26 protein-coding genes are annotated in these 21,614 nt (G+C 41.3%); 17 read left to right on the forward strand and 9 right to left on the reverse strand.

From position 1 onward, the window contains the following. Positions 1–4: 4 nt before the first annotated feature. A complete protein-coding gene (gene accB / locus H3U82_RS01270) occupies positions 5–466 on the reverse strand; it encodes an acetyl-CoA carboxylase biotin carboxyl carrier protein (RefSeq protein ID WP_198208797.1) in 462 nt (153 codons plus the stop codon). A 41-nt stretch (positions 467–507) separates the two neighbouring features. Next, on the reverse strand, positions 508–966 hold the full coding sequence (gene aroQ, locus H3U82_RS01275; protein ID WP_198208799.1) for a type II 3-dehydroquinate dehydratase: 459 nt from the start codon (positions 964–966) through the stop codon (positions 508–510). Positions 967–1,219: 253 nt separating this feature from the next. Between aroQ and queA the strand changes: the two genes are divergently transcribed. The 6 genes from queA to pntB all read left to right on the forward strand — a co-directional run bounded on the left by queA (position 1,220) and on the right by pntB (position 7,579). Continuing rightward, the gene (gene queA, locus H3U82_RS01280; RefSeq protein ID WP_198208801.1) at positions 1,220–2,260 is read left to right on the forward strand and encodes a tRNA preQ1(34) S-adenosylmethionine ribosyltransferase-isomerase QueA; all 1,041 of its coding nucleotides are present in this window, start codon (positions 1,220–1,222) and stop codon (positions 2,258–2,260) included. A gap of 17 nt (positions 2,261–2,277) precedes the next feature. Next, positions 2,278–2,664, forward strand: coding sequence for a lactoylglutathione lyase (gene gloA, locus H3U82_RS01285; RefSeq protein ID WP_078475657.1), 387 nt, complete (start codon positions 2,278–2,280; stop codon positions 2,662–2,664). Positions 2,665–2,903: 239 nt separating this feature from the next. Continuing rightward, positions 2,904–3,221, forward strand: a complete 318-nt coding sequence (sugE, locus tag H3U82_RS01290) for a quaternary ammonium compound efflux SMR transporter SugE (RefSeq protein WP_025331179.1) — start codon at positions 2,904–2,906, stop codon at positions 3,219–3,221. Between the two features lie 142 nt (positions 3,222–3,363). Beyond that, the gene (locus H3U82_RS01295) at positions 3,364–4,305 is read left to right on the forward strand and encodes a siderophore ABC transporter substrate-binding protein (protein WP_198208803.1); all 942 of its coding nucleotides are present in this window, start codon (positions 3,364–3,366) and stop codon (positions 4,303–4,305) included. A 346-nt stretch (positions 4,306–4,651) separates the two neighbouring features. Next, the gene (locus tag H3U82_RS01300) at positions 4,652–6,187 is read left to right on the forward strand and encodes a Re/Si-specific NAD(P)(+) transhydrogenase subunit alpha (RefSeq protein ID WP_198208806.1); all 1,536 of its coding nucleotides are present in this window, start codon (positions 4,652–4,654) and stop codon (positions 6,185–6,187) included. A 12-nt stretch (positions 6,188–6,199) separates the two neighbouring features. Next, positions 6,200–7,579 (forward strand): Re/Si-specific NAD(P)(+) transhydrogenase subunit beta, encoded by a 1,380-nt coding sequence (gene pntB / locus H3U82_RS01305; protein WP_084553034.1) that lies wholly within the window; start codon positions 6,200–6,202, stop codon positions 7,577–7,579. A 213-nt stretch (positions 7,580–7,792) separates the two neighbouring features. On the opposite strand, the gene mog is transcribed toward pntB, so the two are convergent. Continuing rightward, positions 7,793–8,368 carry a molybdopterin adenylyltransferase gene (mog, locus tag H3U82_RS01310; RefSeq protein ID WP_084586123.1) on the reverse strand — a complete coding sequence of 192 codons (576 nt, stop codon included), beginning with the start codon at positions 8,366–8,368 and terminating at the stop codon, positions 7,793–7,795. A gap of 71 nt (positions 8,369–8,439) precedes the next feature. On the opposite strand from mog, the gene moaC reads away from it, so the two are divergent. Both moaC and H3U82_RS01320 read left to right on the forward strand, forming a co-directional pair. Next, positions 8,440–8,925 (forward strand): cyclic pyranopterin monophosphate synthase MoaC, encoded by a 486-nt coding sequence (gene moaC / locus H3U82_RS01315; protein WP_025331174.1) that lies wholly within the window; start codon positions 8,440–8,442, stop codon positions 8,923–8,925. Between the two features lie 1,274 nt (positions 8,926–10,199). Beyond that, on the forward strand, positions 10,200–10,961 hold the full coding sequence (locus H3U82_RS01320; RefSeq protein ID WP_198208808.1) for a helix-turn-helix transcriptional regulator: 762 nt from the start codon (positions 10,200–10,202) through the stop codon (positions 10,959–10,961). A gap of 223 nt (positions 10,962–11,184) precedes the next feature. Here the strand turns inward: H3U82_RS01320 and H3U82_RS01325 are convergent, their stop codons facing one another. Next, on the reverse strand, positions 11,185–11,457 hold the full coding sequence (locus H3U82_RS01325) for a DksA/TraR family C4-type zinc finger protein (RefSeq protein ID WP_084565404.1): 273 nt from the start codon (positions 11,455–11,457) through the stop codon (positions 11,185–11,187). Between the two features lie 449 nt (positions 11,458–11,906). Here H3U82_RS01325 and H3U82_RS01330 point away from each other — a divergent pair, with 449 nt between their 5' ends. Then, positions 11,907–12,236 carry a four-helix bundle copper-binding protein gene (locus H3U82_RS01330; RefSeq protein WP_198208810.1) on the forward strand — a complete coding sequence of 110 codons (330 nt, stop codon included), beginning with the start codon at positions 11,907–11,909 and terminating at the stop codon, positions 12,234–12,236. A 180-nt stretch (positions 12,237–12,416) separates the two neighbouring features. On the opposite strand, the gene dapB is transcribed toward H3U82_RS01330, so the two are convergent. Next, positions 12,417–13,229 carry a 4-hydroxy-tetrahydrodipicolinate reductase gene (gene dapB / locus H3U82_RS01335; RefSeq protein ID WP_025331170.1) on the reverse strand — a complete coding sequence of 271 codons (813 nt, stop codon included), beginning with the start codon at positions 13,227–13,229 and terminating at the stop codon, positions 12,417–12,419. Positions 13,230–13,232: 3 nt separating this feature from the next. After that, positions 13,233–13,592 carry an outer membrane protein assembly factor BamE gene (locus tag H3U82_RS01340; RefSeq protein ID WP_025331169.1) on the reverse strand — a complete coding sequence of 120 codons (360 nt, stop codon included), beginning with the start codon at positions 13,590–13,592 and terminating at the stop codon, positions 13,233–13,235. Between the two features lie 129 nt (positions 13,593–13,721). On the opposite strand from H3U82_RS01340, the gene fur reads away from it, so the two are divergent. The 3 genes from fur to dapD are packed head-to-tail and all read left to right on the forward strand — an operon-like array spanning position 13,722 to position 15,801. Next, on the forward strand, positions 13,722–14,156 hold the full coding sequence (fur, locus tag H3U82_RS01345; RefSeq protein WP_025331168.1) for a ferric iron uptake transcriptional regulator: 435 nt from the start codon (positions 13,722–13,724) through the stop codon (positions 14,154–14,156). Between the two features lie 29 nt (positions 14,157–14,185). Next, positions 14,186–14,959 carry a leucyl/phenylalanyl-tRNA--protein transferase gene (aat, locus tag H3U82_RS01350; RefSeq protein WP_198208812.1) on the forward strand — a complete coding sequence of 258 codons (774 nt, stop codon included), beginning with the start codon at positions 14,186–14,188 and terminating at the stop codon, positions 14,957–14,959. Positions 14,960–14,982: 23 nt separating this feature from the next. After that, positions 14,983–15,801, forward strand: coding sequence for a 2,3,4,5-tetrahydropyridine-2,6-dicarboxylate N-succinyltransferase (gene dapD / locus H3U82_RS01355; protein WP_037475846.1), 819 nt, complete (start codon positions 14,983–14,985; stop codon positions 15,799–15,801). A gap of 73 nt (positions 15,802–15,874) precedes the next feature. On the opposite strand, the gene H3U82_RS01360 is transcribed toward dapD, so the two are convergent. The 3 genes from H3U82_RS01360 to H3U82_RS01370 all read right to left on the reverse strand — a co-directional run bounded on the left by H3U82_RS01360 (position 15,875) and on the right by H3U82_RS01370 (position 16,976). Beyond that, positions 15,875–16,162, reverse strand: coding sequence for a hypothetical protein (locus H3U82_RS01360; RefSeq protein ID WP_084553029.1), 288 nt, complete (start codon positions 16,160–16,162; stop codon positions 15,875–15,877). After that, a complete protein-coding gene (locus tag H3U82_RS01365; RefSeq protein WP_198208814.1) occupies positions 16,159–16,575 on the reverse strand; it encodes a phage holin family protein in 417 nt (138 codons plus the stop codon). Before H3U82_RS01365 ends, H3U82_RS01360 begins: the two co-directional genes overlap by 4 nt. An 86-nt stretch (positions 16,576–16,661) precedes the next feature. Then, positions 16,662–16,976, reverse strand: coding sequence for a YqjD family protein (locus H3U82_RS01370; protein WP_025331163.1), 315 nt, complete (start codon positions 16,974–16,976; stop codon positions 16,662–16,664). 222 nt (positions 16,977–17,198) lie between these two features. Between H3U82_RS01370 and H3U82_RS01375 the strand changes: the two genes are divergently transcribed. The 5 genes from H3U82_RS01375 to H3U82_RS01395 all read left to right on the forward strand — a co-directional run bounded on the left by H3U82_RS01375 (position 17,199) and on the right by H3U82_RS01395 (position 21,487). After that, a complete protein-coding gene (locus H3U82_RS01375; protein ID WP_198209946.1) occupies positions 17,199–18,071 on the forward strand; it encodes a phosphoribosylaminoimidazolesuccinocarboxamide synthase in 873 nt (290 codons plus the stop codon). 379 nt (positions 18,072–18,450) lie between these two features. Beyond that, on the forward strand, positions 18,451–19,410 hold the full coding sequence (locus H3U82_RS01380; RefSeq protein ID WP_198208816.1) for a hypothetical protein: 960 nt from the start codon (positions 18,451–18,453) through the stop codon (positions 19,408–19,410). 238 nt (positions 19,411–19,648) lie between these two features. After that, positions 19,649–20,446, forward strand: coding sequence for a polyamine aminopropyltransferase (locus H3U82_RS01385; protein WP_198208818.1), 798 nt, complete (start codon positions 19,649–19,651; stop codon positions 20,444–20,446). Positions 20,447–20,510: 64 nt separating this feature from the next. Further along, positions 20,511–20,846 (forward strand): ferredoxin, encoded by a 336-nt coding sequence (locus H3U82_RS01390; RefSeq protein WP_198186290.1) that lies wholly within the window; start codon positions 20,511–20,513, stop codon positions 20,844–20,846. Between the two features lie 5 nt (positions 20,847–20,851). Next, positions 20,852–21,487, forward strand: a complete 636-nt coding sequence (locus tag H3U82_RS01395; RefSeq protein WP_198208820.1) for an alpha/beta hydrolase — start codon at positions 20,852–20,854, stop codon at positions 21,485–21,487. Positions 21,488–21,614 lie beyond the last annotated feature (127 nt).

The raw sequence follows: 21,614 nt of genomic DNA on the forward strand, positions 1-21,614 counted from the left end.
AAGATTACTCAATAATAAACAGCGGTTCACCAAACTCCACAGGCTGCCCGTTGGATACGAGAATTTCTTTGACCACGCCACTGTGATCAGCTTCAATTTCATTCATCAGTTTCATGGCTTCGATGATACACAGAGTATCGCCGGTATTAACGGTTTGTCCCACTTCAACAAATGGTGCAGAAGTCGGACTTGCTGCCCGGTAAAAAGTTCCGACCATCGGTGATTTCATCGCTTTGCTCAGATCAGGACCGGCTGCCGGTACTGCTGCTGCCGGAGCAGCTTCTGCCGGAGCAGCTGCTGGTGCAGCCATAACAGCCGGCTGTTGCTGTACTGGTGCAGAATATACTGGCTGAGCAGCAGTAGTGCGGGTAATTCGTACCTTTTCCTCACCTTCGGTCACTTCGATTTCAGCAATGCCTGACTCTTCTACCAGATCAATGAGTTTTTTAAGTTTACGTAAATCCATATTATGAACCCTTGTGTGATTGGACCTGATCGCAATAGGTATTAGTGTTGGCGATCTGTCTCTTGAATGTATTCAATTGCACGGTGTAACGCTGCCTCGTAACCATATACGCCCAGACCACAGATTACCCCCATGGCAATATCGGACAGATAGGAATGGCGCCGGAAAGCTTCGCGTGCATGTACATTTGAAATGTGTATCTCAATAAATGGTTTTCCGGCAGCTGCAAAAGCATCACGAATGGCTATGCTGGTATGAGTAAATGCACCCGGGTTAATAATAATAAATCGGGTATCATCAGTTAATGCAGCCTGAATGCGTTCTGTCAGAACATGTTCGGCATTGCTTTGCAGTGTTTCTAGCGTTAGACCGGCTGCCTGTGCCTGTACAAGCAGTTTCTGATTAATGTCTGCCAGTGTTGTATGGCCATATATATGCGGCTCCCGTAACCCTAAAAGATTCAGATTGGGGCCGTTTAAAACCAGAATTGAGGCACTCATAAATTAATTGTTTATCGCAAAATTGCGCCATTTTTGCCGAAAATGCGCGCAAATGTCCAGTATTTTCGTAAAAATTCACTATATAAACTACAACTGTTTTCCCGTATAACAGTCTAGCAGCCTTATTTTGCGTGCTTAATAAACTGATAAGCCGGTTATTTAAACTGTGGCTGATAAGGGTAATATGCTACTGCTTCGCAGTCTGTGCAAGCCGGCTTATAATACGTCTTTTGCCTTTTTCGGGCACATATACATGCATATTAATGATTTTGATTTTGATTTGCCACCGGAACTGATTGCTCAGCATCCTCCGGCTGAGCGCGGCAGTAGTCGTCTGCTGGTAGCTTTGCCCGGGCAATCTCCGGTAGATAGTGAATTTATCCGGCTGGCAGATTATGTGGCAGCCGGTGATGTTCTGGTATTTAACAATACCCGTGTAATGAAAGCCCGCCTTTTTGGCCGTAAAGCCAGTGGCGGTCAGATTGAAGCACTGATTGAACGAGTGCTGGATAATCATACTGCTCTGGCGCATGTGCGTTCATCTAAATCACCCAAACCGGGTACAGAACTGATTTTCGAAGGCGGATTGCATGCACAGATGCAGGCACGACAAGGTGAGTTATTTGTACTGCATTTTTCCGGCGACAAAACTGTATGGGAGCTACTGGAAGCTCACGGCCATTTGCCATTGCCACCATACATTACCCGTTCGGCTGATCATGACGATGATGAGCGCTATCAGACGATTTATGCTAAATATGAAGGAGCAGTAGCTGCCCCTACCGCCGGTTTGCACTTTACCGATACTATTTTGCAACAATTGCGAGATAAGGGCGTACACCTGGCCGAAGTAACTTTACATGTGGGTGCAGGCACCTTTCAGCCGGTGCGGGTAGAAAATATTGCTGAACATCATATGCATAGTGAATGGTATGACGTGAGTGAGGAAGTTGTAGCAGAGATTGAAGCGGCACAAGCGCGAGGAAATAAAATCTGGGCGGTAGGCACAACAGCAGTTCGCGCACTGGAGTCTGCAGCACGCAGCGGAAAATTACAGGCAGGCCAGGGCGATACCAATATTTTTATTACGCCGGGCTATAAGTTTAAGGTAATTGACCGCATGATTACCAATTTTCACCTGCCTAAATCAACTTTACTCATGCTGGTAAGCGCATTTAGCGGTTATGATGAAATTCGTGCCATTTACCAGCATGCCATTGGTGCCGGATACCGCTTTTTCAGTTATGGCGATGCCATGCTGCTGGGTAATCTAGCAAAAACAAAAACAGAATAAGATATAAGGAACATAACATGAGAATGTTGCATACTATGCTGCGAGTAGGTGATCTGGATAAATCACTGGCGTTTTATCAGGATGTGCTCGGTATGAAACTGCTGCGGCGGGAAGATTTTCCCGGCGGACGTTTTACTCTGGCTTTTGTCGGCTATGGTGAAGAATCTGACAGTACCGTACTGGAATTAACCTATAACTGGGATACGCATACTTATGATCTAGGTACAGGATACGGACATATTGCTATTGAGGTAGATGATGCTTATGCTGCCTGTGATGCTGTGCGCGCTAAGGGCTGTCGTGTAACCCGTGAGGCCGGACCCATGCAGCATGGCACTACTGTCATCGCATTTGTGGAAGATCCTGATGGCTATAAAATTGAATTCATTCAGAAGAAGAAATAAGTTCGCGGCATTATATTGATTATAACTGTGGCAGACTGAACTGCGACCAGTATCAATATCCTGACAGATGGTCTATAGCCATCTGTTTTTGTTCCAATGGAGTTTTGATTGCTTGACGCTGATTCAGACTGCTTATTATGATGCCATTATTCATATGCTTATTTATGCATCCGTTCGGGACGACCCGACCGGTAGATTCTCACGCAGGACGGCCTGCATCAGCCTTAACAGGAATCATTATGGCCTGGGTGTCATTATTGCTGGCCGGCATACTTGAAATAGTCTGGGCAATTGGTCTTAAGTATTCACAGAATTTTACTAAATTCACCCCGAGTATCATTACATTAGCTGCTCTGGTTGGCAGCTTTCTTCTGCTGGCACAGTCCATGCGTTCATTGCCGGTAGGTACAGCTTATGCAGTCTGGACTGGTATTGGTGCTGTGGGGGCAACCATTGTTGGTATCATTGCTTTTAAAGAACCGGCTGGTGCCATGCGTCTGATTAGCCTGACACTGATTATTGCCGGTATTATTGGTCTGAAACTGGGCGCACACTAAATTCATACTGTCCGGCAAGTTATAATATCCGCTTATTAAATTTATATTAAGCTGGATTGTATTGCAAAGCTGGACATTTATATTAAATAATGATAATTATTATCATTATTTAATAATTTAAAATTCAAGGGGTAATTCAGTTATGAAAAAAATAATAACATTGGCTGTGGCATCGGCTCTGATGATGGGGTTAAGTGCCTGTCAAAGCACTGCACCGTCAATTAACCTTACTCAGGCTGGCGAAGAAATTAAGATACCAGTGCAACCGCAAAAAATTGTTGTGATGGATTTCGGTGCTTTAGATACACTGGATGCACTAGGTGCCGGCAACCGCGTTATTGCTGCGCCGGTAAGTAATATTCCGGCTTATCTGCAACAATATCATCATGCACAGGTACAGGATTCAGGCAAAATGAAGGAGCCGGATATTGCCGGTATTAAAGCTGCCAGTCCGGATCTGATAATCATGAGCGGAAGGCAGAATAATTTCTATAAAGATTTAAGTGCCATTGCACCTACACTCAATTATTCAGTTAATGCCGGTGAAAATTATTATTCTGCGGTTAAGAATCAGATCAGATTGCTGGGGAAAATTGCCGGCAAAGAAGTACTGGCGCAGGAGCAGTTGAATGCACTGGATTTAAAAATGGATGCAGCCCGTCAGCTCGCGCAGCAATCCGGTAAAAAAGCCATCGTGGTATTACATAATGATGGAAATGTGATGCTGATGAATCAGGGTAGCTATGCTGCGCTGATATTCGATGAATTACATGTAAAACGAGCTGTAAATGCCAATGATCTGCCTGTACCGGATAAAGCTGAAAATGGCCGGCCGGCACGTATAATGGTTGATAATCAGTTTATTGCTCAATATCATCCGGATATTATTTACGTTGTTGACCGCAGTAAAGCAATAGGCAATACACCGATGCGCAGCGATTATTTTGATAATAAAGTTATGCAGAATGCAGGTACGCAAATCGTTAATCTTAGTGCTGACTTGTGGTATTTATCCGGCAATGGGCTGGAAAGTCTGAATCGTCAGATTGATGAAGTTATCCGGCCGCTGAACAGCATGAATTAAATTTTGTTCTTGTCACATTATAGCCAGCCGTTATTACTAATGGCTGGCTTTTTTATTGAAAACAGATAATAGCCTATCCTGATAATAAACATTATTGATAAAGACATATTATATGTAAATGTAATTGTTAAATTTTTTAAATAAGACACAAATAATGACCTGAATAAAGGTTTTATTGCTGTGTTTTCGATAATATAGTGGTTGTAAACAACAAAAAATATTATCTTCTGATAGTTATGGGTTAGGCAGGCAGTCTATACTGATTAACTCAGAGCAAATATATCAGAGCAGACAAATATTTACAGTTAAAACTATTTTACGGCACCTTCCTCGGAAAGGAATAAGAATGAAGATAGGTATTCCACGCGAATCTCTTGCCGGTGAAACCAGAGTAGCGGCTACGCCGAAAACCGTTACCCAGCTAATTAAATTGGGGCATGAAGTTGTTATTGAGCATGATGCTGGTAAGGCCGCCAGCTTGTCTGACGGTTTGTATCAGGAAGCAGGCGCAACAGTGGCCGATGCAGGCACTGTCTGGCAGTGTCCGCTAATATTTAAGGTAAATGCACCGAATAAAGAAGAAATTGCCGCCATGCAGTCCGGCACGATACTGGTCAGCTTTATCATGCCGGCGCAGCAGCCAGAGCTGGTACAGCAGTTACAGGCGAAAAAAATTACTGTGCTGGCAATGGACATGGTACCGCGGATTTCACGTGCACAGGCAATGGATGCATTGTCGTCAATGGCTAATATCAGTGGCTATCGGGCGGTAATTGAAGCTGCTGAAAACTTTGGCCGTTTCTTTACCGGTCAGATTACTGCTGCCGGTAAAGTTCCTCCGGCAGAAGTGCTTGTTATAGGTGCAGGGGTGGCCGGTCTGGCCGCTATTGGTACAGCCCGTCAGCTTGGTGCCGTGGTTAATGCATTCGATACCCGCCCTGAAGTTGCTGACCAGATTGAATCCATGGGTGGTAACTTTCTGCAACTGGACTATCAGGAAGAAGAAAGTAGTAGTGGCGACGGCTATGCTAAAACCATGAGTGCTGCTTATATTGAAGCAGAAATGAAACTGTTTGCCGAACAGGCCAGACAAGTTGACATTATCATTACAACTGCTGCGATTCCGGGAAAACCTGCTCCCAAACTGATTACCCGGGAGATGGTAGACAGTATGCGTGAAGGCTCAGTAATTGTGGATCTGGCCGCTGCTACCGGCGGTAACTGCGAATATACCGAACCCGGTAAAATTATTACTACAGCCAATGGGGTGAAAATAATTGGTTATACCGATATGGCTAACCGTCTGGCCGGCCAGTCTTCACAGCTTTATGGTACAAATCTGGTTAATCTGGCACGCCTGCTTACACCGAATAAGGATGGTGAACTGGCATTAAACTTCGAAGATGTGATTATCCGTAACATGACTGTTACTCATGAAGGCAACAGCATGTATCCGCCACCACCGATTCAGGTATCCGCCGCGCCAAAAGCAGAACCGAAAGCCGCAGCTCCGGCTCCTGTTGCGACAGCACAGCCGGCTTCAGCAAACAAAAAAATCATCTGGGCAGCAATTGCAGTCATACTGATGTTATGGATAGGTGCGGTTGCTCCGGTGGCTTTTCTGAATCACTTCATGGTATTTGTACTTGCCTGTGTAGTGGGTTACTTTGTCGTATGGAACGTTAACCACGCCCTGCATACCCCGTTAATGTCGGTAACTAATGCCATATCGGGCATTATTGTAGTAGGTGCATTGCTGCAAATCGGGCAGGGACATGGTTTCGTATCGTTGCTGGCCTTTATTGCAGTAGCGATAGTCAGCGTTAATATCTTCGGTGGCTTTGCTGTTACCCGCCGTATGCTCAATATGTTTCGTAAATAAGGGGGAAACGGTATGTCTCAAGGTATCGTAACTGCTGCATACATCGTTGCTGCAGTATTGTTTATTCTGAGTCTGGCCGGACTCTCACAGCAGGAAAGTGCCAGACGTGGCTGTTATCTGGGCATAGCAGGTATGGCTATTGCGCTGATTGCTACGGTTTTCAGTGAAAATGCGCACGGTCTGGGCTGGGTGATTATTGCCATGGTTATTGGTGGGGCAGTGGGTCTGCAACAGGCTAAGAAAGTGGAAATGACCCAGATGCCGGAGCTGATTGCTATGCTGCACAGCTTTGTCGGATTAGCTGCCGTACTGGTGGGTTTCAACAGCTATATCGACCCTCATGATGTAGACTCAGACATGTTCACCATCCATCTGGTTGAAGTATTTCTGGGGGTATTTATTGGTGCAGTAACCTTTAGTGGTTCATTAGTAGCATGGGGAAAACTGAATGGTAAGATTGCCAGCAGCCCCCTGCAATTGCCACACCGGCACCTGCTCAATCTGGGCGCACTGGTATTGTCATTTTTACTGATGCTGTGGTTCGTAGGTGTTGGCGGTTCCGGTTTTGCCCTGATTGTCATGACTCTGATTGCACTGGTATTCGGTTATCATCTGGTCGCTTCGATTGGCGGAGCTGATATGCCGGTAGTCATTTCCATGCTGAATTCTTATTCAGGCTGGGCTGCCGCCGCTGCCGGTTTTATGCTTGATAACGATTTACTGATTGTTACCGGTGCATTAGTCGGTTCGTCCGGTGCGATTTTGTCATATATCATGTGTCAGGCGATGAATCGCAAATTTCTGTCTGTAATTGGCGGTGGTTTCGGCGCAGCGCCGGTAGCCGCAAACAGTGACAATGTACCAGCCGGCGAAGTTCAGGAAATCAAACCGGAGCAGGTAGCAGATACACTGAAAAATGCACATAGCGTTATTATTACGCCGGGATACGGTATGGCGGTGGCTCATGCACAAAATGCAGTGGCCAGTATTACTGCCAAACTGCGCCAGCAAGGTATTAATGTCCGCTTCGGGATTCATCCAGTAGCCGGACGTCTGCCCGGACATATGAATGTATTACTGGCTGAAGCAAAAGTACCTTATGATATTGTACTGGAAATGGACGAAATCAATGATGATTTCAGCGATACTGATGTAGTACTGGTGATTGGTGCCAATGATACAGTCAATCCGGCAGCAGTAACTGACCCGAATAGTCCTATTGCCGGTATGCCGGTATTGCATGTCTGGGAAGCTAAAAACGTGATTGTATTTAAACGTTCCATGCAATCCGGTTATGCAGGTGTAGATAATCCACTGTTTTATGAAGAAAATGTCAGAATGTGTTTTGGTGATGCCAAAGCTACGCTGGATGAAGTGGATAAAAATATTTAACAGTGAAAAAACAGTCTGGTCATTTACCAGACTGTTTTTTATTAAAGCTCGATCAATACAAATCTTAAGAAATTCAAAATAAATCTGGATATTATCCTATCTGCTAAAAATTACAGAATGTTATTTATTGAATAAAGAATCACACCTTCCCATTTTCCGCCAATCAAATCCATTGCCAAATTAATTGGTCTGTGAACATCAGGCATTATTCAATCAGCGCTTGGGTAATACTACCGGACAAAAATCGGAATCTGTACGGATAAGCGGACCGCCAACGGCATCTACTGCAATAGGTATTGAAGCAAAAATACCCGGTATCAGGGTTTTTCCCTGTTCATCTTTTACGCCCCCCAGCGTTTCTGCAATTGCAGATGGTTTACCGGGTAAATTCAGAATAAGACTATTGCCACGCAGTACCCCTACCTGACGCGATAAAATAGCAGTAGGAGTGAAATGCAGACTAATTTGCCGCATTAATTCACCAAAGCCCGGAATTACCCGATCGGCTACTGCCAGCGTTGCTTCCGGAGTTACATCGCGTAAATAGGGGCCAGTGCCGCCGGTAGTCAGAATCAGAGGGCAGGCATCTTCATCGGCAAGCTGAGTCAGAATACTTTCAATCAGTGGCTGTTCATCGGGAATCAGGTGCTCAACAAATTCCAGAGGATTCAATACCGCACGCTGTAACCATTTTTTCAGTTCAGGTAAACCCTGATCCATGTAGACGCCAGTAGAAGCCCGGTCACTGATAGAAACCAGACCAATTTTTAATAAAGACAGTGTATCCATTTTCAGAGCTCATCCAGCATTACAAAGACAATTATTGTAATATAGACCCTTTAGCCTGTCAGTGAAGCAAGATGAATTCAGACGAGTTAACTCATTTCAATAACCGTGGCGAAGCTCATATGGTAGATGTGGGAGCCAAACCGCACAGTAAGCGCATTGCCATTGCAACCGGTATTATCAGTGTCAATGAAACTGCATTTAATAAAATACGCAATGGTGACAGTAAAAAAGGGGATGTACTCGGTATTGCACGGATTGCCGCAATACAGGCATCTAAACAAACCAGTAATTTAATACCTTTATGCCATCCGATAGCACTTACCCGGGTTAATGTTGATTTCAGTCTTGATGATGAAAAACGCAGTATTACTATTTGTGTACAAACAGAAAATACGGGGCAGACCGGAGTTGAAATGGAAGCATTAACTGCTGCCAGTGTCGGACTGCTTACTATTTATGATATGCTCAAGGCAGTAGATCGCAGTATGATTATCAGCAATATCTGTCTGCAACACAAAGAGGGTGGACAGTCCGGTACCTGGCATCGCCAGTCCTGATACTGCTAAAATAAATATAAACGAATAGTCACTGAAAAATAAAATAGTTGCCTGAGCAATTTAGTCTTAGAAATATTCTGTCAGTGACTTTAAATAAGCAAAGTTACTAATAATAAAATAGCTATGGTAATAAACTGTACTCAAACCGTCTATAACATTGAAGATAAATTGTCTTAGATCCTATTCTGCTACAGATGGATTGCATCAGTATTATCATTAAATCCAGCAAAGCCAATCTGTAAGTCACCTAAATTAATTCTCTGCTATTTGAAAGCTTCGCCTGTCTTCTCGTATCTAATTTAATTATTATTAAATACAAAGCGTGTTGATTAAACAGAACGCTGAATAAAAAATTTCCGCTTATCTGAATCTTCAAATTTATACTGATAATGAGTTAATCGTTTGATTTCACTATTATTTATCTATGCATTTGTAGGTTGTAACTTGATTTATAGTTACACATTAAAAAATTAATATAAAAAATGAAGTGTTAACTTTATATATACTTTTTAGTTATAATAAAAAAATTTAATAGTATAATTAAAATCAATGAAAAATAAATGAATTTGCTGTTTTTGTTTACAAATTAATTTTCCAAAAAAATTTTGAAAGTTTTATTTGTATATAAAAAAAATTTTAGTATTGGAAATATATAACTAGAAATATAAATATAAATTTACTGATTGAAATTTATTTAAAAATTAATCAAAAATTAAGTTTTAAAGGGTTTTTATGGAGGTTTATTTTAAGAGTATTTATTTTGAAATAATAGTAAAATACTATATGTTTAACAAAAAATTCACATATAATGACTTGAAAAATATTGCTTTAGGTTAAACAATTGTTTCAGAAAATGTGATATTTTATTTTATTTGATCAATTTTTTTATACAAAAAAAGTACAAAAACACGAAGTCACCCATTTTCTGGCATTTCCTTGCTCATGACAAAATGGTATTATTCATTCAGTGCCAAGCAAGCAAAGTGAATGTTTAGCCAATGTACGTTATTTAATATTAAATGCAATACTGTAAGTTAATAGTATAGCATTAACGTTAAAAATTTAACGTTAAATTTAATTATATTAAAGTAATTAGTTAATGATCCTAATATATTTACATACTAAATTATATAGTAAAAGTTATATTTTGCAAGTTTTAATTTAAAGAATGTACCAAAATGTTGCTTTTTTATAATTTTAAAATTGTAAATTATTGTTTGCAAATATATTTTAAATTTGACCTTACATATTTTTTATTTGAAGGTAATTCCCATATGGAAAATTTTAACGTCGGCTTTGCCTCTAGAATGCAGGAAGTAGTAGATATTCTGAAAAGTGTTTCTGAATTAGCAAGAAGAGTAGGGGTTGCTTATCCGACTGCATCTAAATGGGTAAAAGATGGTGCGGAACCAGGTGCCGAAAATTTAATTAAAATAGCTGATGCTGCACAGGTAAGTCTATTATGGTTAGCAAAAGGTCAAGGACCTAAATTTGAAAAGGACAGAGAAAATAATCATAAAGATTGCTATGCAACGCTGTCCAATCCTTTATCTGTGAATACCGGTGCTCACCTCAGTGAAAGCAGTTGTGATTATGCCGGCCGCTCAAATGAAATATATGCCGGAGATTATGCATTTATTCCAGAGTATTCTTTGCAGAATTCATATGAAGTCAATGCCAGTGAGAGTAATGCTTTATGCACATTTGCATTTAATCGTATCTGGCTGAAAAATAACTTGAATGTAGATCCGCAAAAACTGAGTACCTTTATTATCAAAGATGACAGTATGTCCGGAATACTTAATCACGGAGATCATGTACTGATTAATCATGATAAAAAAGAAGGTGGTGATGGTCTGTATGTATTGCGTATAGGAAATAATATACAGGTTAAGCGTACACAGCTGAAACCGAATAATCAATTACTGGTTACTTCTGCTAATAAAGAATACGAAGCATTTACTATTGATCTGAATAATCCTGAGGAAAATTTTGAAATCATTGGTAAAGTAGAATGGTACTGCAGAAAAATCTGATTGGTACTGATAATTCCGGCATTGAAATGCGGTGCTATTGTCTGACTCAATTTATATGGCGGTATTAATACAGAAACAGATCATCACCGGTAAAAAACTCTGTAAGAGGATTAAAACAGACAAACTGCTTTATTTTTACTTTTAATATCCATTGCTATTTATTTTGTTCAATCAAATATACAAAATTGGCAAATGTATTTTCATTGTGTTATTTATACTGAATTTAGCGTAACTGACTGTCTTTGCTGCCACGCCGGTTATATAAACTGAATGTTTTCTGCATTTCCTTATCCCGTTCGGCCTGACAGTGAACACAAAAACGAACGCCCTGAATAGCCTGACGACGCCCGACAGGAATTGTTTCGCCACATTCTTCACAAAATTCTGCGCTTTCATCTGCGGTATCTATTTGCTGGCGTACATGATTGATGGCATCTTCTATTGTGCTTTCAATCTGCTTATTTACCGCATCATCTGATGCCCAGCCGCTGGCCATAATAAACTCCTTCAAAATAATAGATTATTAATATGGAGTTATATTGTATTATTTCAATATATTACTGATTAATATAGATATTTATTGATAATGTAAAGAGGGGGCGAATCTGGATTACTGGATTTTTATGATCAAACATAAAGTTAATCATTGAAACGGTTTTAATATTTTACTTTGAAAGTAATCAATCTGCTTTATGAATGGCTAATCAGAAAATAAAAATTTATATTCTGAAATTATTTTTCTATTATATTTTGCTTACTTACGTGAATAAACAATTTTCACCTGTTATTTGGCATATGAAATACAGATTCGGATAAAACTTAAATTAATCTATCTAAATCATAATTTTATTTACCTGTAAATGGATTGCAATATGCGCTATGGTTTTATAGACTGATTTTGATTTCTCTTGTTAAATCAAAATATTGCTGAATAGGATATCAACCATGGATGCCCAAAAGTTTAAAGAATGTATAGAAGCCTGTAACCGCTGTATTGCTTTATGCCAATATTGTTCTACTGCCTGTCTGCAGGAAGAAGATGTCAAAATGATGGCTAAGTGTATTCATCTGGATATGCAATGTGCGGCAATGTGCACACTGGCTGTTAATTTTATGTGCATGAACAGTGCTTTTATCGTGCAGGTATGTCAGCTCTGTGCTGAAGTATGCCGTGCCTGTGCTCAGGAATGTGGTCGTTTTAAGATGGATCACTGCCAGCGCTGCGCTGAAGCTTGTAATGCCTGCGCGGATAAATGTATGGCTATGGCTGCATAAGTAATGAAGTATGTATTGCAAAATTTTTAAGCCATTGTTTCTGTCAATGGCTTTTTTTATGGTTGTTATGTTATTGAAAATATAATTAATTCTATACCGTTTTTAGTTTTAAAATGTCTAAAATAAACAGGGTTAGCCAGATTAATAGCTAACCCTGTTTACTGTGTTAGTCAGATTGCTTTATTTCAGACCAAGTACATCCTGCATATCAAACAGACCATGTGGGTGCTGACGCAGCCACACTGCCGCCCGGACAGCACCATTAGCGAAAGTAGCACGGCTGGAGGCTTTATGGCTGATTTCAACACGTTCACCATCAGTTGCAAACAATGCCGTGTGTTCGCCGACAATGTCACCGGCGCGGATAGTTGAAAAGCCGATTGTCTGCGGGTCACGCGCTCCGGTATGTCCTTCGCGCCCGTAAACGGCACAGGTTTTTAAATCACGACCTAGTGCATCGGCAATTACTTCTCCCATGCGCAGAGCAGTACCGGAAGGAGCATCAACTTTATGGCGATGATGAGCTTCGATAATTTCAATATCGTAGCCTTCATTTAATACCCGGGCAGCGGTATTAAGCAGAGCAAAGGTCAGGTTGACACCCACACTGAAATTAGGGGCAAATACAATGCCAATTTTTTCAGCGGCTGAGGCAATGCGTTGTTTACCTGTTTCATCGAAACCGGTCGTGCCGATAACATCATTGACACCAAGCCGTTCACAGATAGCCAGATTATTCAGTGTGGATTCCGGTTTGCTGAAATCTATCAATACATCGGTATTATCCAGTACTTTTTCCGGGTCGTGACAAATACTAACGCCCAGCTCAAGACCGATAGCAAACCCGGCATCAAGACCGATAGCAGGGGAAGCATCGTGTTCCAGGGCACCGCTCAGAACACAATCCTGGCGCTGACTGATGCTTTGAATAAGGGCTCTGCCCATACGCCCGTTGGCACCGGCTACAGCAATTCTTAAACGTGATGTAGACATGTTTTACTCCGTTACAGGTACAGGCTGAGCAGTTAAAGCATCACCTTCGGCATGTATCAGTTTTCCGTTGGCATCAAAGTAAAGAGTCAGCTTCTTCTCTTCCTGAATTTCATTGGCACGGGTTATAACAAACAGATAATCCCAGCGGTTGGCATGAAACGGATCACGGAGTAAAGGAGTGCCAAGCAGCATTTGTACTTGTTCACGGCTCATACCGGGCTGTAAAGAGTTCACAACATTCTGGTCGAGCTCGTTACCCTGAATAATTTTCAGTTTGTACGACGGAATTTGTGTCAGTTTTGCTGTGGAGCATGCGCTCAGGCCTAGAACGGCCACTGCCAGCAGGCAGTATATTTTTTTCATACTGATACCTCTGATCCGGGACGAAACAGTTAGCAATGGCGATGGCGACATTGTATGACACCCAGTGGGCAATTGCCTTAAAAGTGCGTATTATAGCGAGTATTATTACTTAGTGGTGAAATAAGCATCATGAATAGCAATGTAGCTCAATTAAAAGATAACGGTTTAAAGGTTACTGGCCCCAGACTGAAGATTCTGGAGCTATTTGAAGCCCAGCCTGAACTGCATATGAGTGCAGAAGATGTATACCGGCGCCTGCTTGATGAAGGCGTGGAAATCGGTGTGGCCACCATTTATCGTGTGCTTACCCAGTTTGAACAGGCTAATATTCTGTTACGCCATCATTTTGAAACCGGTAAAGCTGTATATGAATTAAATCGCGGCGGTCATCATGATCATCTTGTATGTATTAAATGCGGTAAGGTAACTGAATTTTGCAGTGAAGAAATTGAAAAGCTGCAAAAGAAGATTGCTGATGATAACGGCTACCGTATTGTTGACCATGCCTTATATATGTATGGTGTATGCACTGAGTGCCAGCAGTTTGACAATAAATATCTCTGAAACTGAAATAAAGGGCAGGATATTCAAGTATGAATCAGCCTGAATACCGCTTACGTGTTCCGGTTCTGAGCAGGTATAATCTGGATTTTCCGGATATTGAAACTGCACAGCAACAACGTGACGGATTGGTGGCTGTTGGCGGCGATTTATCTCCTGCCCGAATACTGGCTGCATACCGGCAGGGTATTTTCCCTTGGTATTCACCTGATGAGCCTATTATGTGGTGGTCTTTTGCGCAGCGGATGGTACTATTTCCGGCAGAGCTGAAAGTCAGTCGTTCTCTGGCGAAAAATCTGCGCAATAAGCCTTATGCCGTGACCATGAACTATGCTTTCCGGCAAGTGATTGCCAACTGCGCCCAAACGCCGCGCCCCGGGCAGAACGGTACATGGCTGAGCGCAGAAATGCAGCAGGCTTACTACTCGTTACATCAGCAGCAGTATGCTTGTTCATTTGAATGCTGGTATCGGGATAAAGGTGGCAATACGATTCTGGCTGGAGGCTTATACGGCGTGCTGATTGGGCAGATATTCTATGGTGAATCCATGTTTGCTCATGCTTCGGATGCTTCCAAAATAGCTTTTGTGCATGCCGTGCATTATTTGCAGCAACAAGGCGTACCGCTGATAGATTGTCAGGTTTACACTGACTACTTAGCCAGCTTCGGTGCCCGTAAAATTCCTTATGCGGAATTTGCAGCTTGTCTGCATAAGTTTAATCCGCGTTCACTGACACAGCCAGACTCTTTCAAACCACAGATACTGGCAGATAATGGTGTTATACCCTTGATAATCCGGAACTGAATTATTGATTATAGGAATATTGTATGTCTTTACAACAAGTAATTGAAACTGCTTTTGAAAACCGCGCTGAAATTACTCCGGCTTCTGTAACTGCCGAAGTAAAGGAAGCTGTAGCTGAAACTTTACAGCAACTGGACAGCGGACATCTGCGTGTGGCTGAAAAACAGGGTAATCAGTGGCTGGTAAATGAATGGGCCAAAAAAGCAGTATTGCTGTCTTTCCGGATTAGTGACAATGTACTGGCAGATGATGCAGTCAATCGCTATTTTGATAAAGTACCTACTAAATTTGCCAACTGGACTGGCGCAGATTTTCAGCAGGCAGGCTTCCGTGCAGTTCCGGGTGCAGTAGTACGTGCCGGCAGTCATATTGGTAAAAATGTAGTACTGATGCCTTCATTTGTTAATATTGGTGCATTTGTTGATGAAGGTACGATGGTTGATACATGGGCAACGGTAGGTTCCTGTGCTCAGATTGGTAAACATGTTCACCTGAGTGGCGGGGTAGGCATAGGTGGTGTACTGGAACCTTTACAGGCAGCACCAACAATTATTGAAGATAACTGTTTTATCGGCGCCCGTTCTGAAATTGTTGAAGGGGTAATTGTCGAAGAGGGCAGTGTAATTTCGATGGGTGTATTTATTGGTCAGTCTACTAAAATTTATGACCGTGAAAGCGGTGAAATCACTTATGGTCGGGTACCAGCCGGTTCTGTTGTGGTTTCAGGCAGTCTACCGGCAAAAGATGGCAGCCATAGCCTGTATTGTGCAGTAATTGTCAAAAAGGTAGATGCCAAAACCCGTGCTAAAACCAGTGTTAATGATTTGCTGCGTGGAATTTAAGTTTATTCAGGTTTTATAAATAAAAGCCTCTTATTTGCTGGTAAGAGGCTTTATCTTTATTATCTATTGTATTTTAACGTATATTGCGGCTAATTTTATTGGCTATCAGAGTAGCCGCGGTTATTACTGCACCCACCAGCAGCTTGTTGCGCCAGCGTTTGGGTTTGTTTGCCAGCTTAAGTGCCAAACCTCCTGCCGGAATTTTATCCACAATATTCAGCGAGCGCTGCCATAAACGTGATTTATGGGTATTATCGCCATTCCTGAGCTGCTCTGCGAGTAATTTTAATCTCGTACCTTGTGCCTGTATGTCCAGCAATTCGCGTTGTTGTGCGATATTCAGCTTATCAGATTTACTCATGGTCGTCTGTGTTCTCCATTGGCTTCATGCTTGCCGGTGTGTCTGAGATAGCTTAGATCTTCACTCATTGCATCCAGTGTTTTTGTCATAAACTGGCTTTGCTTGCATAACAATTTAATAATCAATATAGTCAGAAGCAGAATCAAAAGTAAAAACAGAATGGCAAGACCAAAAAATACCCATACTTTAGCCTGAGGGGAAAGTACAGTATTCAGACCGAATAATAAACTGATAAATCCCAGAAAAAACATTACTCCGGCAAGTACAACAAGTACCATCAGTACAATAATACTTTGCAGCTGGGCAATCGCATCCAGGCGCAGCATACGTAAGCGAATCCACAATAACTCAGTGCCATAAGTCAGCCAGATTTTCAGCTGGCGCAGGTCACGACCAAGATTGCCTATACTCATGGTATATTATCCGTTAAAAAGTAAATTATATTCAGGCAACCGATCGTCAGACCAGATTGCCTGAATGAACTTATGCCGTAAGTTGTTTAGTGTCTGCAACGTCCCAGCAACACACCGGCAAGAAAGCCGACTGCGGCAGCAACACCCATAGCATAGTATGGTTGTTCATGTACCAGCTCATCAGTGCGTTCAGCTGTAGCACGGGCTTTTTCTGCCAGTGTACTTTCGATATCGCACAGTTTGGATTTGGTATTGCTTAGTTTTTTACGAAACTGATCTTTCAATGCTTTAGCCTGATCAGACCCGTTGTCGCCGGCGTTTTCATATAAATCTTCAACTTCATCCAGTACAGAACGTACTTCTTTCATTAAATCTTTTTTTTGTGAATCAAAATCAGCCATGGCAATTCTCCTTCCAATTGGCGTGGAATTTATCTACGATTTAACATCAGCAACCGGCTTAACCCTTGCAGTACGGCAAACAGACTGTCTGTTGTATTGCAATATCGGTTAAAATAATCATTGGCTGCTAACATTTGTTACACAATGATTACCTTAGCACAAGGTTATTGATTTGCACAGGTATATTATATTGGCGATTAACCGCTTGAATAGAGGTAGATGATGACTGAGCTGGCGCTGGAAAAAATATATTCGGGTAAAGTACGCGATTTATATGCAATTGACGAGAAACGCATGCTGATGGTAGCTACAGACCGCTTATCGGCTTTTGATGTAATTTTACCTGAACCTATAACAGGAAAAGGCGAAATTCTTACCCAGATATCCAATTTCTGGTTTAAAAAACTGCAACATATTATGCCTAACCATTTTACTGGTGAAACAGTTTATGATGTGCTGCCACGCCAGCAGGCTGAGAAAATTGCCAAACGGGCAGTTGTGGTAAAAAAATTAAGCCCGTTGAAAATAGAAGCTATTGTTCGCGGTTATCTTTCTGGCAGTGGCTGGCGTGATTACCAGCAAACCGGAGCTGTTTGCGGAATTAAATTACCAGCCGGATTGCGGGAAGCTGAACAGTTACCTGAGGTAATTTTTACTCCTTCGAGTAAAGCCGCTGTAGGCGACCATGATGAAAATATCAGTTTGTCACAATGTGCTTCTCTGCTGGGAGAAGAACTGACAGAGCAGGTAAGTGCTAAGGCGATTAAGCTATATTCAGAAGCCGCGGATTATGCTCGCAGTAAAGGCATCATTATTGCCGATACCAAATTTGAATTCGGTTTGGATGAGAATGGTGTTTTAACGCTTATGGATGAAGTGCTTACCCCGGATTCCAGCCGTTTTTGGTCTGTAGACAGCTATCAGGTTGGTAGCAATCCGCCTTCATTCGATAAACAGTTTATCCGTGACTGGCTGGTAGAGTCCGGTTGGAATAAACAACCACCGGCACCACATATACCGGCAGACATAATTGCCAAAACACTGGCTAAATATGAAGAAGCCCTGCATCTGATTGCCGAAGCAAAAATATTATGAATGGCAGGCAAGCGGTCCTGCCAGTATCATCCTATGTATATCAGCTCATACTCTTTCCGACAGGATTGTTGAGTAGTGGGGATGGTTTGCCTGCTTTTATTGCTGATTTAGAGCACCATTATCTGATTGTGCTTTGCTTGTGATTTTGCTGATAATAGCACTAATCAGTCCATTGACCTTATTCTGTATCTGTACTTGTTCAATCTTACTACACAGATAGTTATTAAATTACTCTTTGGGTATTACAAATCTCATGATAGATAGTTTGTGATTCAGCAATACAAATGGAAACACCGGATTTATAGATTACAGTATCAGAAAATTGATTCAATAACCGTTTAGCAGCTAACAAGACATAATATTTTAGAAAGATACTAGTATGCTTGTAATTATATTAATCATTGTTGGCATAGTTTTAATCGATTTGATATTAATATTTTGTCTTGTTTGGGTAATAGATAAAATATGGACTGAAGCAAAAGTTAACCCCAAAAAAACAAAATATATAATAAGTTTTTTATTCATAATATTAATTATTGCAGGAGGATTCGGAATAAAAAAACTATTCTATGAAAGATCTCCTTATCGCTTCTGGTATGACATATTAAAAAAGAATTCCATACCTTTTAATATTTCACAGAAAGAGTTTGAGAAAAAGAATAGAGAAGGGTACTGCTGGCGGGACAGAAGGTATTACACCAAAAAAGAGCTTTGGCATAAGGCAATGAAAAGCTTAACTGAGCGGATGATATTTGAGAATAGTTTATTTTGGAATAATGATGTTTTGGATGCCAATGGAGTGAAAAGATGGACTTCTGGTGATTGTAAAAGTCAGAATAATTGCAGAGTATGGCGAATTCCTTTGAATTTAAACAATGAGGAGCTTAAAAAACATATAGAAGTAGAAGAAGGAGAGAGTTACATGGAAAAAATTGAGGAACTTATTAATACTGATAAAGCACAGAGCTATGTAACATTAGATCAGAATTTTATCAATGATGATTTTAAATTGGAAAATTTAATTTTAATTCAAAGTAATAGTGGTGCTGAGATATATGGTAATAACTGTTGTAGTATTTTAAGTAAGTCTGAATGGTCAATGATCAGTAAAAATTATATTTTAGATTCTACTAAAAGTGATATAGGGACATTTGTGGAAGAAGCTAAAATTCCTGAAAAGATAAATATTAATTCTTGGGGAGTAGGTAATTTTTATCTAAGCACTAATTATTTTATCGCCGGAAATAAAAAAACACTATCCAAAAATTGGAATAATGTGTTTTATTTAAATAATTGTGGTGATGTTTTATATAAACCTTTTTATTTTAAGAAATATTAAATTTATTAAAATTAATCATATTAATGATGCTGATTCCAGATAAGACATAAGATTTGTTATAACTATATAATACACAACCAACTGGCCTCACTATATTTGCTGTTTATTCCAGTCTTATCAGTGAGGCTAATATTATTTTTAAACGGTTTACTGCTAATCTGATATTGAATATTATCAGACTGCATATTAGCCATCCGGCCAATTGCTACTTTATTGTTATCTGATGACGGAAATTACTATGCCACAACATCCCTATCGTCGTTTACGTCCTGCGCGCTATGAGTTACCCGAAGTAGGCATATCCGAATCAGGCAATATACGCTCTCTCCATCTGGGTACATCTACTATACAGAGTTCTATGAATGTCGATGATCCGGCAGAACTGGTGTTATCGTATAGCCGGGCTATGATGGCATGGTTATTGTTTGCCGACAGTATACCCCGGCATATTACCCAGATAGGTTTGGGAGGTGGCTCATTTGCACGCTGGATAGATGCTTACCTGCCTGATACCTGTCAGACTGCTGTCGATATCAACCCTCAGGTTATCAGTATTGCCCGCAGTATGTTTGAGCTGCCATTTGAGGGCGAAAAATTTGAAATTATTGAAGACGACGGTGCCGAATACATCAAGATATTACGGGGAAATACAGATATCATTCTGGTTGATGGCTTTGATGGTGAGCAGATTATTGACAGTCTGGTTGCTGAACCTTTTTTTGAGGATTGCCGTCAGGCACTGAGTGAGCATGGTATCTTTGTTACTAACTGGTGGCAGGGTGACAAACGGTTTCAGACTTTTGTACGCCGGTTGCGTAGTGTATTTGACAACAGAGTACTAATGGTGCCTGCTGAAACTCATGGCAATATTGCCGTACTGGCCTTTCAGCAGCCGCCTTCAGTACGTGACTGGGATAAACTGAAAAAACGGGCTGCACAGCGTGCGATTGAATTTAATCTGGATTTGCCCGCTATGCTGGCTTCAATTAAAGCTCAGCAATCATACAGTAATCGTGTGCTGACATTTAATGATTAAATATTTCATACTGGCAAAATGACTATTGCCGGTGTGAGCAGAAACAAAGAATAAAGGAAAACCCGTGAGTTATTATGCTAAACATCTTTTTGTCTGCACCAATCGCCGAGATAATCCGTGTCGCCAGAGCTGTGGAGACGATGATGTTGGTGCTGATGCAGTTGATTATCTCAAAGGCCATGCTAAGGCCATGGGGCTGATGGGAGTAGGTAAGCTGCGTATCAGTAGTGCCGGCTGTCTTGGCCGGTGTGATGAAGGGCCGGTTATGGTGCTTTATCCGCAGGGGCGCTGGTATACCTATGTAGACGAAAGTGACCTGCAGGAAATATTGGATGAAGAACTGGCAAACGATCGTGTTGTTACCCGATTGTTAATGGATAAACCTGAATGTAATGAGTAAATCTGATGCTGAAGCAACAACCGAACATCTGGATTAACGGGCCGGCAGGACGGCTTGAAACTATTTATTTACCTGCGCAGGGTACCGCATGTGGTGTGGCTGTAATTAATCATCCCAATCCTTTACAAGGTGGGCTGAATACCAATAAAGTGGTACAGACAGCAGCAAAAGCACTTACAGGAATGGGTTTTCACTGTTATCTGCCTAATTTGCGTGGCGTGGGTAATAGCGAAGGAGAGCATGATTATGGTCGCGGTGAAGTGGCGGACTGCCTTGCCGTGGTTGACTTTGCCCGTGCTCAGCATCCGGAAGTTAGTAAACTGGTATTATCCGGTTTTTCTTTTGGTGGCTATGTGGCCTTGTTCAGCGCGCTCACTGCAAGACCGGATGCCTTATTGCTGATGGGTCCGGCTATAGGTATGTACACTATTGATGCACCCAGTGCCTATAATCCGGCTACTACATTACTGATTCATGGTGAAAAGGATGAAGTGGTACCGTTGCAGAACAGTCTGAACTGGGCTGAAGGGCAGGACTTGCCTGTATTGGTTGTACCCGGTTCCGGCCATTTTTTTCATGGCAAACTGATTTTACTGCGTCAATGGATTGAAAGGCTATTTCCGGCATTATTGACGAATTAAACGATGATATGCCTTTTGCCAGCAATTATCTGATGTTGGCAAAAGGCTATATTTAATTATTACAGTTTTTAAAAAATATAAGCTATTATTATTTCAACTAACTGATTCTATTATTTTCTTAATAATC

The organism is Snodgrassella sp. W8132 (assembly GCF_016100865.1).
GTDB lineage: Bacteria > Pseudomonadota > Gammaproteobacteria > Burkholderiales > Neisseriaceae > Snodgrassella > Snodgrassella alvi.

What these genes read in the sequence shown, in the direction of transcription:
- accB (WP_198208797.1), bottom strand. Translation starts at nt 466, where the DNA reads ATGGATTTACGTAAACTTAAAAAACTCATTGATCTGGTAGAAGAGTCA.
- aroQ (WP_198208799.1), bottom strand. Translation starts at nt 966, where the DNA reads ATGAGTGCCTCAATTCTGGTTTTAAACGGCCCCAATCTGAATCTTTTA.
- queA (WP_198208801.1), top strand. Translation starts at nt 1,220, where the DNA reads ATGCATATTAATGATTTTGATTTTGATTTGCCACCGGAACTGATTGCT.
- gloA (WP_078475657.1), top strand. Translation starts at nt 2,278, where the DNA reads ATGAGAATGTTGCATACTATGCTGCGAGTAGGTGATCTGGATAAATCA.
- sugE (WP_025331179.1), top strand. Translation starts at nt 2,904, where the DNA reads ATGGCCTGGGTGTCATTATTGCTGGCCGGCATACTTGAAATAGTCTGG.
- H3U82_RS01295 (WP_198208803.1), top strand. Translation starts at nt 3,364, where the DNA reads ATGAAAAAAATAATAACATTGGCTGTGGCATCGGCTCTGATGATGGGG.
- H3U82_RS01300 (WP_198208806.1), top strand. Translation starts at nt 4,652, where the DNA reads ATGAAGATAGGTATTCCACGCGAATCTCTTGCCGGTGAAACCAGAGTA.
- pntB (WP_084553034.1), top strand. Translation starts at nt 6,200, where the DNA reads ATGTCTCAAGGTATCGTAACTGCTGCATACATCGTTGCTGCAGTATTG.
- mog (WP_084586123.1), bottom strand. Translation starts at nt 8,368, where the DNA reads ATGGATACACTGTCTTTATTAAAAATTGGTCTGGTTTCTATCAGTGAC.
- moaC (WP_025331174.1), top strand. Translation starts at nt 8,440, where the DNA reads ATGAATTCAGACGAGTTAACTCATTTCAATAACCGTGGCGAAGCTCAT.
- H3U82_RS01320 (WP_198208808.1), top strand. Translation starts at nt 10,200, where the DNA reads ATGGAAAATTTTAACGTCGGCTTTGCCTCTAGAATGCAGGAAGTAGTA.
- H3U82_RS01325 (WP_084565404.1), bottom strand. Translation starts at nt 11,457, where the DNA reads ATGGCCAGCGGCTGGGCATCAGATGATGCGGTAAATAAGCAGATTGAA.
- H3U82_RS01330 (WP_198208810.1), top strand. Translation starts at nt 11,907, where the DNA reads ATGGATGCCCAAAAGTTTAAAGAATGTATAGAAGCCTGTAACCGCTGT.
- dapB (WP_025331170.1), bottom strand. Translation starts at nt 13,229, where the DNA reads ATGTCTACATCACGTTTAAGAATTGCTGTAGCCGGTGCCAACGGGCGT.
- H3U82_RS01340 (WP_025331169.1), bottom strand. Translation starts at nt 13,592, where the DNA reads ATGAAAAAAATATACTGCCTGCTGGCAGTGGCCGTTCTAGGCCTGAGC.
- fur (WP_025331168.1), top strand. Translation starts at nt 13,722, where the DNA reads ATGAATAGCAATGTAGCTCAATTAAAAGATAACGGTTTAAAGGTTACT.
- aat (WP_198208812.1), top strand. Translation starts at nt 14,186, where the DNA reads ATGAATCAGCCTGAATACCGCTTACGTGTTCCGGTTCTGAGCAGGTAT.
- dapD (WP_037475846.1), top strand. Translation starts at nt 14,983, where the DNA reads ATGTCTTTACAACAAGTAATTGAAACTGCTTTTGAAAACCGCGCTGAA.
- H3U82_RS01360 (WP_084553029.1), bottom strand. Translation starts at nt 16,162, where the DNA reads ATGAGTAAATCTGATAAGCTGAATATCGCACAACAACGCGAATTGCTG.
- H3U82_RS01365 (WP_198208814.1), bottom strand. Translation starts at nt 16,575, where the DNA reads ATGAGTATAGGCAATCTTGGTCGTGACCTGCGCCAGCTGAAAATCTGG.
- H3U82_RS01370 (WP_025331163.1), bottom strand. Translation starts at nt 16,976, where the DNA reads ATGGCTGATTTTGATTCACAAAAAAAAGATTTAATGAAAGAAGTACGT.
- H3U82_RS01375 (WP_198209946.1), top strand. Translation starts at nt 17,199, where the DNA reads ATGACTGAGCTGGCGCTGGAAAAAATATATTCGGGTAAAGTACGCGAT.
- H3U82_RS01380 (WP_198208816.1), top strand. Translation starts at nt 18,451, where the DNA reads ATGCTTGTAATTATATTAATCATTGTTGGCATAGTTTTAATCGATTTG.
- H3U82_RS01385 (WP_198208818.1), top strand. Translation starts at nt 19,649, where the DNA reads ATGCCACAACATCCCTATCGTCGTTTACGTCCTGCGCGCTATGAGTTA.
- H3U82_RS01395 (WP_198208820.1), top strand. Translation starts at nt 20,852, where the DNA reads ATGCTGAAGCAACAACCGAACATCTGGATTAACGGGCCGGCAGGACGG.